At 61.0% G+C, this 13,189-nt stretch carries 14 protein-coding genes and 1 pseudogene; 8 read left to right on the top strand and 7 right to left on the bottom strand.

The window, feature by feature from the left end; translation table 11 throughout:
• The first annotated feature begins 2 nt into the window (after positions 1 to 2).
• The 3 genes and pseudogenes from AB8B33_RS11505 to AB8B33_RS11495 all read left to right on the top strand — a co-directional run.
• On the top strand, positions 3 to 650 hold the full coding sequence (locus AB8B33_RS11505) for a TetR/AcrR family transcriptional regulator (RefSeq protein WP_113325720.1): 648 nt from the start codon (positions 3 to 5) through the stop codon (positions 648 to 650).
• A 35-nt stretch (positions 651 to 685) separates the two neighbouring features.
• Complete coding sequence (locus AB8B33_RS11500; RefSeq protein WP_439015464.1) at positions 686 to 1,549, top strand: class I SAM-dependent methyltransferase; 864 nt, start codon at positions 686 to 688, stop codon at positions 1,547 to 1,549.
• Positions 1,550 to 1,640: 91 nt separating this feature from the next.
• Positions 1,641 to 1,925 (top strand): annotated as a pseudogene (locus AB8B33_RS11495) (helix-turn-helix domain-containing protein); the annotation flags it as partial.
• A gap of 202 nt (positions 1,926 to 2,127) precedes the next feature.
• On the opposite strand, the gene AB8B33_RS11490 reads toward AB8B33_RS11495, so the two are convergent.
• Positions 2,128 to 2,559: a RidA family protein gene (locus tag AB8B33_RS11490; protein ID WP_439015463.1), complete on the bottom strand. Its 432-nt coding sequence runs from the start codon at positions 2,557 to 2,559 to the stop codon at positions 2,128 to 2,130.
• 84 nt (positions 2,560 to 2,643) lie between these two features.
• Here AB8B33_RS11490 and AB8B33_RS11485 point away from each other — a divergent pair, with 84 nt between their 5' ends.
• The 3 genes from AB8B33_RS11485 (at position 2,644) to trpS (ending at position 5,602) form a co-directional block, all read left to right on the top strand.
• Positions 2,644 to 3,363: a helix-turn-helix transcriptional regulator gene (locus AB8B33_RS11485; protein ID WP_439015462.1), complete on the top strand. Its 720-nt coding sequence runs from the start codon at positions 2,644 to 2,646 to the stop codon at positions 3,361 to 3,363.
• A gap of 245 nt (positions 3,364 to 3,608) precedes the next feature.
• Positions 3,609 to 4,013, top strand: coding sequence for a PAS domain-containing protein (locus AB8B33_RS11480; protein ID WP_439015461.1), 405 nt, complete (start codon positions 3,609 to 3,611; stop codon positions 4,011 to 4,013).
• Between the two features lie 572 nt (positions 4,014 to 4,585).
• Positions 4,586 to 5,602 carry a tryptophan--tRNA ligase gene (gene trpS / locus AB8B33_RS11475; RefSeq protein ID WP_439015460.1) on the top strand — a complete coding sequence of 339 codons (1,017 nt, stop codon included), beginning with the start codon at positions 4,586 to 4,588 and terminating at the stop codon, positions 5,600 to 5,602.
• Between the two features lie 105 nt (positions 5,603 to 5,707).
• Here the strand turns inward: trpS and AB8B33_RS11470 are convergent, their stop codons facing one another.
• Together AB8B33_RS11470 and AB8B33_RS11465 are read right to left on the bottom strand one after the other, a co-directional pair.
• Complete coding sequence (locus AB8B33_RS11470; protein ID WP_439017237.1) at positions 5,708 to 6,820, bottom strand: alpha-hydroxy acid oxidase; 1,113 nt, start codon at positions 6,818 to 6,820, stop codon at positions 5,708 to 5,710.
• A gap of 281 nt (positions 6,821 to 7,101) precedes the next feature.
• Positions 7,102 to 8,043 (bottom strand): NmrA family NAD(P)-binding protein, encoded by a 942-nt coding sequence (locus AB8B33_RS11465; protein ID WP_439017236.1) that lies wholly within the window; start codon positions 8,041 to 8,043, stop codon positions 7,102 to 7,104.
• Positions 8,044 to 8,116: 73 nt separating this feature from the next.
• Between AB8B33_RS11465 and AB8B33_RS11460 the strand changes: the two genes are divergently transcribed.
• Positions 8,117 to 8,926, top strand: coding sequence for an AraC family transcriptional regulator (locus tag AB8B33_RS11460; RefSeq protein WP_310388599.1), 810 nt, complete (start codon positions 8,117 to 8,119; stop codon positions 8,924 to 8,926).
• Positions 8,927 to 8,935: 9 nt separating this feature from the next.
• On the opposite strand, the gene AB8B33_RS11455 is transcribed toward AB8B33_RS11460, so the two are convergent.
• A complete protein-coding gene (locus tag AB8B33_RS11455; protein WP_310388596.1) occupies positions 8,936 to 9,820 on the bottom strand; it encodes a LysR family transcriptional regulator in 885 nt (294 codons plus the stop codon).
• A gap of 175 nt (positions 9,821 to 9,995) precedes the next feature.
• On the opposite strand from AB8B33_RS11455, the gene AB8B33_RS11450 reads away from it, so the two are divergent.
• Positions 9,996 to 10,454 (top strand): DUF3237 domain-containing protein, encoded by a 459-nt coding sequence (locus AB8B33_RS11450; RefSeq protein WP_310388594.1) that lies wholly within the window; start codon positions 9,996 to 9,998, stop codon positions 10,452 to 10,454.
• Between the two features lie 82 nt (positions 10,455 to 10,536).
• Here AB8B33_RS11450 and AB8B33_RS11445 read toward each other — a convergent pair whose 3' ends face one another.
• The 3 genes from AB8B33_RS11445 to AB8B33_RS11435 form a co-directional block, all read right to left on the bottom strand.
• Positions 10,537 to 11,112, bottom strand: a complete 576-nt coding sequence (locus AB8B33_RS11445; protein ID WP_310388592.1) for an AAA family ATPase — start codon at positions 11,110 to 11,112, stop codon at positions 10,537 to 10,539.
• 194 nt (positions 11,113 to 11,306) lie between these two features.
• Positions 11,307 to 12,041: a phosphotransferase gene (locus tag AB8B33_RS11440; RefSeq protein ID WP_439015459.1), complete on the bottom strand. Its 735-nt coding sequence runs from the start codon at positions 12,039 to 12,041 to the stop codon at positions 11,307 to 11,309.
• Between the two features lie 132 nt (positions 12,042 to 12,173).
• Positions 12,174 to 13,166 carry an NADPH:quinone oxidoreductase family protein gene (locus AB8B33_RS11435; RefSeq protein WP_439015458.1) on the bottom strand — a complete coding sequence of 331 codons (993 nt, stop codon included), beginning with the start codon at positions 13,164 to 13,166 and terminating at the stop codon, positions 12,174 to 12,176.
• Positions 13,167 to 13,189 lie beyond the last annotated feature (23 nt).

Below are 13,189 nucleotides of genomic sequence, written 5' to 3'. Positions count from 1 at the left end.
TCGTGACCGAAAACAGCCAGGGCCGGCGCGGCCGGCCCGCCAACGAGGCGCTTGGCCAAACGATAGTCGACGCCGCGTGCGAACTCTTTGTGGAATTGGGTTTCCAAGCGACGACATTGGACAAGGTCGCCCAGCGAGCGAGGATATCCAAGCTCAGCATCTATCGGCACTTCGAGAACAAGGAGGCGCTGTTCAGTGCGGCCATCGCGGCCCACTGCCATCAGTTTGCACCACAGGCTCTTATTGAAGGCGTCGACGGTTCGGCAGAAGATCAGCTCATGGCGGTGGGAACATCCCTGCTTCGCACGCTGTTGAGCCCGGACGTCCGCAGTGTCGAAGCCATGATCATGGCCGACAAGACGAATCAAAAGTCGTTAAGCAAGCTCCACTACGAAGCCGGCCCCGCCTATGTCATCGCCCAAATCGAGGCCCTGTTGCGTCAGTTGCACGCGAAGGCGGTTCTGAACGTGCCCGATCCTCTCCGGTCCGCCCGCTTGTTTGCCGCGCTTATCAAAGGATCCGATCTCTTGATTATCGCACGCTTCGATCAGGCGAGAGCAGAGGACGACAACGAAATCGAATCCTATTGCCGGTCCGCCGTCGCCATGTTCGTCGCCGCACACGGTGGGAACGACCACGCGGGCGGATAGCCTGGTTAAGAACGGATAAGAACAAAGGATATGGCATGACGGAGAAAAATGTTTATCAGGTGGCCGACTGGAAAGGCCAAAGCGGGGAGCGCTGGGTCACTTACCAGGCCCGGCTCGATGCCATGATGGCGGTGTTCGGCCAGGCCGCGATAGAAGCCGCCGCGCCCGCCATGGGCGAACGCGTGCTGGACGTCGGCTGCGGCGCGGGGGCGTCTAGTCTGGATCTGGCCGCCCGCGTCGGCGCGGGGGGCCATGTGCTGGGCGTGGACATATCCGAACCGCTGATCGGCAGAGCGCGCGCGCGAGCGCCGCAGGATACGCCGGCCGTGTTCCAGGTGGCCGACGCCAGCAGCACCGAATTGCCCCAGGGCGCGTTCGACATCCTGTTCTCGCGCTTCGGAGTGATGTTCTTTGACGATCCTACGGCGGCCTTCACTCATATGCGCCGTGCGCTCAAGCCGGGCGCGCGGGTCGCTTTCGTCTGCTGGCGCGGCATGGCCGAGAACGATTGGGTGCGCTTGCCGATGGGCGCGATGAAGGGCATCCTCCCGCCGATGACGCCGCCCGGTCCCGAAGCCCCCGGCCCGTTCTCGTTTGGCGACCAGGGGCGGGTGGCGCGTATTCTAACGGTGGCTGGCTTCACCGATGTCGCTATCGCGCCATTCGATGCCTCCATCCCGTTCGGCAAGGGGGAGACGCGGGACGCGGCGCTCGACGACGCGGTGAAGATGACACTCGAGGTCGGCCCGCTGGCGCGCTCTCTCGCTGATCAGCCCGACGATATCCGCGCCCGCGCCTCGGCTGCGGTTCGTGCCGTCTTCGCGGGCTGCCCCGGTGAGCGGTCGGTGATGATCGACGGTGCGGCGTGGATCGTCACGGCGCGCAATCCGGCAAGCTGACACGGATTAATACGCCCTCTTGCTGAGTTAGACACTTGAGTTTCCCAAATGACGATGAATCAGAATCTCTGTTGCAAACGGGAGGTTTGCGATGGGAGCAGCGATTTCATTGCGGGCGGATTTTGACGCGGAAGGTCTTCGGCGTCTGGCCCGCAAGAGCAAGCATGCGGCGCAGGCGCGTTGTCTTTTGGCGCTTGCCTTGATCTATGGCGGAGGCTCGCGCTCGGATGCAGCGCGTCTTGGTAATGTCACCCTTCAGATCGTGCGTGACTGGGTCTTGCGGTTCAATGCGAATGCCCCCGACGGGCTGATCGATGGCAAGGTTCCCGGACCCAAGTCACGCTTGAACGATGCGCAGCGGACGGCGCTGGGTGCTGATGGTCGCGCCCAGGAGCGGCGTCGAACTGCCGGAGGCGCTCAGCAGGTCCTTCGATCACATGCGGGCGCTGCCTTCGGTGATCCGGGCGTTTGCGGAGGAGGGGCTCGGCTGACGTTCTCCGGCCGCGCGTCGCTCGACAGGCGGTCCGGCTGGCCGGGAAAGGCGCAGCCGGCCAGCCATTATTTGCACGGGCGGGCGCTCAATCCAGGAGAACCACAGCCTCAACCTCGAAGAGCATGGGATCGATGGCGAGCTTCGGCACCGGAACCAGCGTCTGTGCCGGAAGCGTATCGCGGAACATCCGCGTTACGCTCTCCGTCAGTATGCCCAACTTCGACATATCGTGGTCGACCACGTAAACCGTCAGTTTCACGACCTGGTCCAGGCGTGCGCCAAGCGCTTCGAGCACGGCGGCGAGGTTCGTATAGGCCTGTCCCACCTGTGTGGCGAAGTCTGGCGAGAGAGCGCCGGTCTGGTCCTGCCCGCCTTGCCCCGAGATAAAGGCCAGCCGGCCGGCAGCAGGAGTGATGACCGCTGTGCTGTAGCCATTCGGTGTCGGGTCGTGCAGGTGGGAAGGGTTCACGATGATCGGCTTTGCAGCGGTCGTGCGTGTTTGATCTAGGGAGGTCATGGTCTGTCTCCTTGTGGGGTTGCCATGACCTGCCTAGGGCAAATCGGTGCCAAATTTTGGCACCGAATGTGTTAGGCTACGCAAATGAACATCCGCCTCAGACACGACGCCATCGTGCGTATCCTCCGGCGCAACGGAACCTCGACGGTCAACGATCTGGCGGAGGAAGTTGGTGCTTCCAGGCGAACGGTGCTGCGCGACATCGGAGCGCTGCGTAACCAGGGCTTCCTCATCCATTCCGAATCCGGCCGAGGTGGCGGGCTGCAGCTTGACCCGGAGTCGGTGCAGACCACCACCCGGCTCTCCGTGACCGAGGTATTCGCGCTCCTGATCAGCGTTGCGGCCGTGCGCGCGGGCCGCTCCCTTCCTTTCTCCGATCTCGCCGATGCGGGGCTCGCGAAGATCGAAAGGGCACTTTCGGCAGACAAGGTGCGAGACCTGCGCCGGCTTCTGGACTGCCTGTATGTCGGGCAATTGTCGCCCAAGCAGGACATTTCGGACATAGGTTCGATCGACTCCGGGCTGCTGCCAGCCTTCGAGACGAGTTTTCTCCAGCGGCTGCATCTTCGGTTCCGCTACCGTGATGCCAAGGGGATGGAAACACTGCGCGAGGTTGAACCGCAGGCCATGCTCATCCTGCCGCCACTTTGGTATCTCGTCGCCTGGGATGCCGCCCGCGAGGATTTCCGCCACTTTCGCATGGACCGGATCAGCAAGCCGGAGATTGTGGAGGGCACGCAGTTTCGTCGAAGGCACGTGCCTTTCGAAGATGATGTTTGCCCTTTCAGCGAAATGGCGCGCTGAGTATCAGCGAGGTCGAAACATTTTATACGTAGCGCGCAAAGGGCCTTTTCCGAGGTTCTAAGGGCGCAGAGAAAAACGTAGTCATCCAGCAGGCCGATCCGTGCAGTCTCGGCGGCACGGGCATCATCTCAAGGTCGCCGGCCTGAATGCGCCGGCGCCCTGCACCGTATTGCGGTCAATCCTACCTTGAAGTTGTCCGGCAAACCTTTAGTTTCTACTAAAACAGTCGGGGGAACATGCAGGCAATGACTGGGCAATCCGTTCACTCGGTCGGGATATTCGAGGAAGTAGCCTGCGATGCGGGGATCTATACCTGGGATATCGTCAAGAACCTCGTCTTTGCAGACAGCGCGCTCGCCGAACTTTTCGGCCTCGATGCTGCCGCCACCGTGCGCGGCCTGCCGCTGGAAGACTACCTTGCACGCGTCCATCCCGATGACCGGCCGGAACTGGCAAAGAAGATCTCAGAAGTGCTCGTTGCCGATATCGCACAGCAGAATACCTACCGTGTCTGGGGCAGGGACGGGCGGTACCGGATGGTCGCCGCCTTCGGCCGGGCCTTTCGCGATCAGAGCGGATCACCCATTCTCTATTCCGGCATCGTCGTGCCGGTGGCCGAGCGCGAGCAGGATGGATCGCTGGCGCATTAGCCGCCTTTGCCGTCAATCCACGCTTGACCGATCCCGCGGTTTTGTCACGGGTCGCGGACGAAGCAGATCGTTTCATGCGGCGATGTGGTCGAATTGCCCGTTTCCCGACCTTGCCGGCGGTCACGCGTGCCGCAAATGAACCGATGACCGCTCTCGACGCATGTTTCAGCGCATTCCGGAGTGGATAAACGGCAGTACTCGGCCCGTGGCGTGTCACCAAAGTCGTTCGCGAAGCGCCAACTTCTGCGCAGGGATATTTGCGACAGTTAGAAGTTGTCTGAACCGACAGCTTTGCCGATTTGTCGCGAAACTCAGGCAGACTGTCCCAAAACCCTTGAGGGCAGGCTACCTGCCGCAAGAGTTTTGCAGCGGCTCTTGCCAGAATAGGCCAAGTTGTGGCATCTGCAGGAGCCATGATCGACCTCGCCAACACCTGCCGTAATATCTGGTGGCGCTCCTTATAGGAGCGGCAGTCGTCATCTTGAGCTTGACCCTTGCCGCCGTGACGCGGCAAGGCATGGACAAATCCCATCATTGTTCCGATCGCGGCGGCTCCCCTTACGGAGCACGTTATGTCCAATTCGGAAACTGAAAAGCCGATCATTCTTACAGGCGATCGCACCACCGGTCCTCTCCACCTCGGTCACTATGCCGGGTCACTGAAAAACCGAACTACATTGCAACACACGCACCGGCAGTTCCTGCTTCTTGCAGATACGCAAGCATTGACCGACAACGCACACGATCCGGACAAAGTGCGGCGCAACGTGCTTGAAGTTGCCTTCGATTATTTTGCCGTGGGAATAGACCCCAATCTGACGACGATCTGCGTTCAATCGGCCCTGCCTGCCTTGGCTGAACTAACGATGCTCTATATGAATTTCGTCACGGTCGCGCGGCTCGAACGGAATCCCACCATCAAGACGGAAATCCAGCTTCGGGGCTTCGATCGCGATGTCCCGGCAGGTTTTCTCTGCTATCCCGTATCTCAGGCCGCTGACATTACGGCGTTCAAGGCGTGTTTGGTTCCGGTTGGCGAGGACCAGGCGCCTCTTATCGAGCAGACCAACGAGATCGTCCGCCGCCTCAATCGCCAGATCGGCCACGATCTTTTGCCCGAGGCTGAGGCGATGATTTCGAAGGTCGGCCGCCTACCGGGTATCGACGGTAAGGCTAAGATGAGCAAATCCTTGGGTAATGCGATCCCCCTTTCGGCGTCCTCCAACGAAATACGGGCCGCCGTACGTCAAATGTACACCGATCCCAACCATCTTCGGGCTTCCGACCCTGGCATGGTCGAGGGCAATGTCGTGTTCACCTATCTCGACGCTTTTTGTGACGATCTCTTCGTTGTTGAAGACTTGAAGGTGCGTTACCGTCGAGGAGGCCTTGGCGACGTGGCGGTGAAACGCCAACTGGAAGAGGTTCTTCAGGCATTGATAGCGCCAATCCGGCAACGCCGAAAGGAGGTTGCCTCCGACCCTGCCTTTGTCCTGAACGTGCTGAAGGAAGGAACTCGGAAGGCGCGAGAGCCTACGGAGCGGACGCTTGAAGAGGTGAAGGCTGCCCTTGGACTGTTCGCCCTCTGAATTGTCGCAGATATCAGTCGCGAAACTTTGACTTTTGCAAGCGAGTTTTGCGACAGGATTTTCCCTGAAAATTCAGCGCCGGCGATTTTGTCGCGAAAGTTAGGGTCAGGAAGTTCGCGACAGATCTATCAGCGGAAAGGCGCTCAAGGCGCTTGGTATGGCGACCGGGGCTGCCGGGTGCAGATACGATCGACCCAGTTCCCCAATGGTCGGGACGCCAAGCAAAGCCATCGAACGAAGCATTTCGTCTTCCAACAGCTCGAGCATGCGAATGATTGCCGCTTCGCCTCCCGCAGCGAGGGCATAGCACTGCATGCGGCCAAGACCGACCAAGTCAGCGCCTATCGCGAGGGCTTTGATGATATCCGATCCGCGACAGAAACCTCCATCGACCATCACCCTTGCCCGGCCGGCTATGGCGTCGATAATTTCAGGCAGGATGTCAACTGTTCCACGCCCATGATCGAGCTGGCGGCCCCCGTGGTTCGAGACATAAATCCAATCCACTCCATGATCGACCGCAATACGAGCATCTTCTGCCGTAGCAATACCTTTGAGCGCGAGCGGTATGTGGTAGGTGTCCTTGATCAACTTGACGGTTCGCCAATCAAGGGCGGCCTGGTGGGACTGATCGGGCCGCTTTCCTAATCCGGCCGTGCGATAACGGTTGGCAATGTCTCGATCGCGGCGAGCGAGAACGGCGCTATCGACAGTCAGGCAGATCGCAGCGTAGCCATGCGCAAGAACCCGGCCAATATATTCATGCACGAAGCCATCGTCGCCTCTGACATAGAGCTGCGCCATTCGCAGGGCCGATGGAGCGGCCTCGGCGACAGTCTCAAGCGGCGTGCAGCCTGAGCTGAGCATGTGGCCTATGTCGAAAGCTTGAGCGGCTTTTGCAACGGTTGCGCCGCCGCCATCGCCAAATAGGTTCAATGGGCCGGTTGGCGCGAGAAATACTGGCAGTCGCAGCTTGCGGCCGAAGTACTCGACTGAGAGGTCGACGGTGCTGACGTTGCGCAACACGCGCGGTTTGAAAGCGATGGAATCGATGGCCAGACGGTTACGTTTGAGCGTCGTCTCCGTTTCCGCGCCTCCTGTGAGGCTGTCCCACTTTTCCTTGGGCAGAACCTGGTGTGCTTTTACGACGATCTCGTGCAAGCTCTCGAATTCGTCAGAAATGGAGACAGCTCCTGCAACCTCATTTCCTGCACTCATCGCGCCTCCTAGACGGTGGTTTTCGCAAAAGTCCCGATTAGAGCGATACTTGTTTTCCTGATTTCTGCGGCATCCCAGAGTAAGCCGTTTAGGAACAACCGCAATGACTGCTTGCCGCGCCAAGCGGTTGAGGCTTTCGTCGGTCTTCATGCCGCCCCTTGGAGCACCGTGCGTCCATTCGGACGCACGGTACCCGCATGTTCCTTTGCCAAGCGTCGCTCGACAGGCGGGTCCGCCTGGCCAGGGAAACGTTACTGATGGGCCGATACTGGGCTTCCCAACTATTCCTTTGCGCTCCACATATGAAATGTCTCGGGTTCGTGTCCGTCCGCAACCGACTCCAGGTAACGCGGCTTCCAGACGTCTCTGATGAACGTTTCCATCTTGGTGGGCAGAGAAGGGCGAACCTCACGCTCACCATGGAACCGCACCAGGCCATCGTTCAAAGCGTCAGCGGTCAGGGTGTCATAGTGCCATCTCTCTGAAGTCCCGAAGCGCTTGAGAAATTCAGCTTCCACGTCCTTGCGCGTTCTTTCGATGTACCGGTACTCCACCGGCCGGCCGATCTCTCTGCCGATGATCGCGGCCAATTCATTCATCGAGATATCTTCCGAGCCGACCTCGCGGATCACCCGGTGCTTGCCCGTCGGATTTGTCAGTTCCCTGGCCGCAAGCCATGCGATGTCATCCGTCGCCACCCAGGGCATCTTCAGATCGGGCTTACAGGACCAGGCGATCCGACCATATCTGGCGACTGGCGCCGTCCACGCCAGCACATCCTCCATGAACCAGGCGGCGCGCAGATGGACCAGGTCGATATTGGTAAGTTCGTTCAGCTTCTCATCAAGATGGTAGAAACATTCAAAATGGCCGGTCTCGCCTTTCACGTCCGATCCCATGGCCGACAGGCTCACCGCCAGTTTGACGGAGGAATTGCCAAGCGCATCGACGAAGCGTTGGGCAACCACGGGATAGTGGCCTTGCAGGTTGTTCCAGTCGGTCTTGACCATCAGGAAGGCGGCATCGGCATCCTGAAAGAATTTGTCGAGCTCTCCCGCACCCGTGTCAAAACTTCCGAGGAATGGCTCCGCGCCTATTTCGGCCAGTGCCTCTAGGGCTGGACCGCCCCTCGACAGGGCCTTTACCTGATGTCCTGCGCTCAGCAGCTTTCGGGTGAGTTGGGCGCCGACTCTGCCGGTTGCGCCGACGACAGCAATTCTCATGATAGTCTCCATCGCGTTGTTGATGTCCGCTTGTAGCGAATTGCACTGCACGCGAATTTGGAGATAATGCCATATGATCTCCAAATCAGGCCAATCCGCTAGGACGCTGCGCCCCTGCAGCGTGGACTTCGATCCCGACCCCGACCGGTTGGGTCGCCCGGCGGTCGCCCTGCATGTCGACTTCAGCGACTACCAAGCCGAGGTGCCGCAGCACCAGCACCGGCAGGGGCAGCTCATCCTTGCCTTGCACGGGGCCGTCACCTGCAGGGCCGCAAACGGCCTTTGGATTGTCCCGCCGGACTGCGGGATCTGGATCCCGGGCGGCGTGCCGCACAGCAATCAGGTCACGTCCAACGCTCGCCTGTCCTACCTGTTTGTCGAACCGGATGCTGCGGCCCTGCCGCAGGAATGCTGCACGCTGTCCGTTTCGCCGATGCTGCGCGAGATGATCCTGCGCCTGGCGGATGTACAGGGCAGCTATGCTCCTGATGACCATGTCGGCCGTCTCGTGCGTGTCTTGCTGGACGAACTGGCGCTCATGCCGAAAGAGGGGCTGGAGCTGCCGGTGTCCAGCCACCCGAAGATCGCCATGATCGCCGCTGCCCTGACGGCAGAGCCGAGCGACCGCCGCACCCTGGCGGAATGGGCCGCCCATGTCGCCATGAGCGAGCGATCCCTGAAGCGGCTGATGGTTCAGGAAACGGGGCTGACCTTCGGCCGGTGGCGGCGGCAGCTGCACCTGGTCATCGCGCTGCGCGAACTCGCCAGCGGCGCGACGGTCCAGAGGGTGTCGAGCGACCTCGGCTACGAGTCCGTCACCGCCTTCATCGTGATGTTCAAGAAGGCACTCGGGACAACACCAACGCGCTATTTCGCAACGTGACCGACGGGCCTAGCTCGGCAGGCGGTCAGTCTGGCTCAAGAGCGGCGCGTAAGCCTCCTCGTGAAGCCAGGCGCAGAGCTGGCGAGGCGCGAGACGGGGGTCGTCGGCACGCATCAACGCAAAATGCCAGGCCGGCCCGCTCAGGACATAGGGGAAAGGGGCGATGAGGAGGCCCTTTTCCAGGAGCGGGCGAAACAACAAGGGCGACAGAAGCGCGACACCTGCGCCTGCCACCGCTGCATTGGCGTCAAGCTCGTGCGTGGGGTAATCGACTGCCGCAAACCGCAGAGCCTGCGGAATCTCGCTTTGAGCGGCCCTGAACCATGCCTGCCAATCCGGATGCGGCAACAGCTCGAAATCGGCGAGCGCCTCCGGCCTGTCCAGGGTCCGCGTTCCGAGCAGAAAGGGGGCCAGCATGGGCGTCACTTCAACCGGCGCGAGCCGGTATTCGTCAAACCCTTCCCAGCCGCCACGACCCGTCCTGATGGCGACGTCAAACGCGCTCGGGTCGCGAATATCGGCGGAGACGTCGACCTCGATCGGCGATCCGCCTGCCGAGGGATAACGCGCCAGCCTAGGTGCCAGCCAGCGAGAGGCGAATGTCGGAGGCGCCGTCAATCTGAGTGGCGGCGTCGCAGCCTGAAATTCATCGAGCGCGCCGGCAATGCCATCCAGTGCGTGGCGAATTCGGCCCGCCAGTTGAGCGGCCGCAGCCGTCGGCACGACGCGTCGCCCCGCGCGCACGAACAATGGCTGGCCAAGCTCGGCCTCCAGTGTGCGGATACGGAGACTGACGGCCGCAGGTGTCAGACACAGCCTTTCGGCGGCGCGGGCAAAGCTGGAGGCGGAAACGCATGCTTCCAGAATTCGCAGAGACTCCAACGGCGGCCGCATGATCTCTTCTCTCTTGATGAGTTTTGCTTGTGAAGGTGCCAAGCAAAGCGCGTTTTGGGAGCAGGGCGCCTTCAGCTAGAGCTTGTCGCGCAAACCCGAAGACCTGAGGCGCGGCGAGCGGATCTGAAGGATCGCGACACGCTCCAGGGCTCAAACAAACAATAGGCGATCCGATATGGCCCTGCAATCTCGGCACTTAATGACACTCTTCATGACACTTCATCCGGCGCTTGAGCTCGGCCAGACGCCAGCCGGTAGCCGGCGTATATTTCCCGTCTCCGGTGGACATTTCCGGGGTGAGCGACTGAAAGGAGAGGTATCGCCGCTGATCGGCTCCGATCTCCTGCTCGGCCGCGGGGACGGCACATTTCAGCAGGATGTCAGGCTCCTGCTCGCCGCTGACGACGGCGGTCTGATCCTTATGACCTATCGCGGCGTCAGGCGCTCCTCCCAGAGCGTCGACGAGCGTCTTGCGAATGGCGAGGCGGTCGACCCCTCGGAATATTATCTGCGAACAACACCCTATTTCGAGACGGCCGCACCACGGCACGCGTGGCTCAACCAAATTGTCGCGGTTGCGCAAGGCGGCCGGCACGCGGGTGGTGTCGAGTACGATATATTCGAGATTCTATGAATTCAGCCGTCCGCTTCCGGCGCATTTCCCGTGCATTCCGGAATGGGTAGACGACAGCTCTCGGGCCGTCGCGGTCATTGCGTTATCGAGCGATAGGTCTGCCCGAGAGTTGAAGGAGCCGGTCCATCTCGCGATGAGAGTTGAGCACGGCTACCGGAACGTCCGGCCCGTAACGCTCGATTTGCATCACAAAAAGCGGGGCGTATTTTTTCTCGAAGTTCCAGATGTATGACAGGAAGTCTCGATCCGGCAGTGGCTCGGGGCACCCTTCAGCCATCGCCGGGCGAACTGAACCATAGAAACGAGATACGCGCTTCAACAGACCAATCAGTGCAACCCATCTCGGCAATCGAACCCACAGAACCAGATCAGTTCGCGGCAATCTCAGGTCGAAGGAAGACGCTCCACTGCCGTCCATGACCCATCGGTCACGTTGGACCATATCCGATATGATTGCTCTTTGCTCGCTACGATCACGCTCTATCCAGCCTGGCAGCCACCGCACATCCCGGTCGAGTGACTGGAATTCCAGGCGGTGCAAATCCGCGATCTTTGCAGAGAAGGTTGTCTTGCCGCCTCCCGAACATCCAATAACGAGAACACGCTCGACTGTCGCCAAAAGGCTGGCCGCATCCATCAAAGAAACATATCGAGGCATCGAAGCGTCATCTTGCCGAACTTGGACCAATATGTTGGGGATGCCAGTATCCCAGCGACGTAAACCCGCAGAATCGCAGTGGTGCAAGCGCAAAGGTTGCACTCCGCTGAGCCCGGCGTAAAGGCTGCTTGTGGTGCAATGCCGTAGCCCGCGAGGTTCCGGCATGGATACGACCCGTCGATCCGCCGAACTGCTCAGACCGCTCGAACTTCGGCAAGCCGCTTGACTGCGTACTCGTCCTGCCAGCAGACGGCGGCTTCCCATGCGGCTGACGCTTGCGCGGCGATGTCATGCGCGCCGTCGTCGAGATCGGCAGCGTTGCCGGGCAGTACCAGGTCAAGGTCGGGGACGTCGACGTGTGACTCATCCCAGTCGATCAACGCGACCCGATCTGCGCTCATGCGGACGTTGCCAGGGTTGTTCGGGTTGCCGTGGACGACGCATGTCTGACGCCCGATTAGCCGCGCCCAGGCTGCTCGGCATCTGACAACACCCTCAGGCGGCATCGCGGAAAGGTTGATCCTCGTTCCGGTTTCGGCATGCAGGAGATCGGTCGACGATCGCCAGCATGGGCGCTGCGGCCAGCCCTGCGTCAAGCGATGCAGCTCGCGGAGCGTATCGGCCACGCGACGCCAGTCGGACTCCGTCTCGGGCGGTCCGCCCTCCACGTATTTCATCACCACCAGACCGTCCACGAACAGCCGGCCGTCAGCCGTCGGGATCGGCACTGGAACGGTCATGCCTTCACGGTCGAGGTGTTGGAGTAGCTCGGTTTCCCATGCGAGATCAGCGTCGGTCCTGGAGCCGAGACGACCGACTGCGATCTGCCCGTGGACGCGAACGCTCCACACGTCGTTGGCAACTCCACCCGTAAGTGGTTCGATGCGAACCGCATCTTCACCCCATTGGCCGAGCGCTTCCCATCCCATTGGCAGTATCCTTGGCGGCCACAATGAAATTGACGGAAGAAATAGGGAAGGTTTGCGACGCCACGATGTCCTCTGGTGGCGCAAAGCGGTCGAAGCTTGAGGGACCACGATGCCCCACGTCACGAAGTGGGTTCAGAGCCGCAGTGCCAACTTGCCGACGCTGGAGCGGCCCTCCAATGCCGCGAGCGCCTTTGGCCCGTCGGCAAGTTCGTAGACGGTTGGCTGGACGGGGGACAGTACGCCTGCACCGATAAGCGCGAACAGTTCGCCCATGACTGCACCGAAGATCTGCGGCGCGGCGCCGATCAGCACCCCCATGTTGAAGCCGATAATGTGGACCTGATGTTTATAGACGAGGTCCCAATTGGTGAGCGGTGCTTCGCCGGCGGGCAATCCTGTCACGACGACACGGCCGGTGATGCGTCGCGCTGATGCCAGGCTGGCCTCGAAGGTCTCGCCGCCGACCGACTCGATGACCAGATCAGCGCCGGCGTTGCCGGTCAGACGAAGCACTTCGGCGGCGATATCGGCGGTGCGGGAGTCGAGGACGTGATCGGCTCCCAGGGATTGCACGATCTCGTGCTTCTCCGATGAGGCCGTCGCAATCACCGTTGCGCCGTAGTGCCTGGCGATCTTGACTGCAGCTTGGCCGGTAGCGCCTGCCGCTGCATGGATCAGCACGGTCTCACCCTTCTCGATCTGCCCGAGCAGCTTTAGCGCTGCCACTGCCGTTGGCAAGTTCACGACCAGGCCAAGCGCCTGCTCGTCCGACCATCCCTTGGGTACTGGTACTGCGGCCATCGCTGGAAGCGCCATGTAGTCGGCAAAGGCACCATATCCGACCCCGATGACATGAGCGCCAGGCGCCACTGTCCTCACGCCTTCACCCAGAGCCACGACTTCACCCACCCCCTCGAAACCCGCAATATATGGAGGCTGCGGGCCAGCGCGAAACTTGCCGTAGGCCTGGGAGATGTCGGCCATGTTGATACCACCGGCGGAGACGCGGATGAGGATTTCGCCGCGACCGGGAACCGGCACCGGCGCATCGGTGATCATCCGCAGATCCTGCGGGCCATTTAGGGACGTCTGCTGTAACGCACGCATGAAGGCGGGGACGCTCATGGGACTGGTCCTTGCTCAAGGTG

This window comes from Rhizobium sp. 768_B6_N1_8, assembly GCF_051811225.1.
GTDB lineage: Bacteria > Pseudomonadota > Alphaproteobacteria > Rhizobiales > Rhizobiaceae > Rhizobium.
Note: the sequence above shows the minus strand (reverse complement) of the source record. Positions and strands in the feature narration are given on the sequence as shown.

Bases quoted from the DNA above. Each gene is read 5' to 3' on its own strand.
- AB8B33_RS11485 (WP_439015462.1), top strand. From the start codon at position 2,644: ATGAACATCCGCCTCAGACACGACGCCATCGTGCGTATCCTCCGGCGC.
- AB8B33_RS11455 (WP_310388596.1), bottom strand. From the start codon at position 9,820: ATGCGGCCGCCGTTGGAGTCTCTGCGAATTCTGGAAGCATGCGTTTCC.
- AB8B33_RS11440 (WP_439015459.1), bottom strand. From the start codon at position 12,041: ATGGGATGGGAAGCGCTCGGCCAATGGGGTGAAGATGCGGTTCGCATC.
- AB8B33_RS11480 (WP_439015461.1), top strand. From the start codon at position 3,609: ATGACTGGGCAATCCGTTCACTCGGTCGGGATATTCGAGGAAGTAGCC.
- AB8B33_RS11490 (WP_439015463.1), bottom strand. From the start codon at position 2,559: ATGACCTCCCTAGATCAAACACGCACGACCGCTGCAAAGCCGATCATC.
- AB8B33_RS11445 (WP_310388592.1), bottom strand. From the start codon at position 11,112: ATGCCTCGATATGTTTCTTTGATGGATGCGGCCAGCCTTTTGGCGACA.
- AB8B33_RS11500 (WP_439015464.1), top strand. From the start codon at position 686: ATGACGGAGAAAAATGTTTATCAGGTGGCCGACTGGAAAGGCCAAAGC.
- AB8B33_RS11450 (WP_310388594.1), top strand. From the start codon at position 9,996: ATGGCCCTGCAATCTCGGCACTTAATGACACTCTTCATGACACTTCAT.
- AB8B33_RS11460 (WP_310388599.1), top strand. From the start codon at position 8,117: ATGATCTCCAAATCAGGCCAATCCGCTAGGACGCTGCGCCCCTGCAGC.
- AB8B33_RS11435 (WP_439015458.1), bottom strand. From the start codon at position 13,166: ATGAGCGTCCCCGCCTTCATGCGTGCGTTACAGCAGACGTCCCTAAAT.
- AB8B33_RS11470 (WP_439017237.1), bottom strand. From the start codon at position 6,820: ATGAGTGCAGGAAATGAGGTTGCAGGAGCTGTCTCCATTTCTGACGAA.
- trpS (WP_439015460.1), top strand. From the start codon at position 4,586: ATGTCCAATTCGGAAACTGAAAAGCCGATCATTCTTACAGGCGATCGC.
- AB8B33_RS11465 (WP_439017236.1), bottom strand. From the start codon at position 8,043: ATGAGAATTGCTGTCGTCGGCGCAACCGGCAGAGTCGGCGCCCAACTC.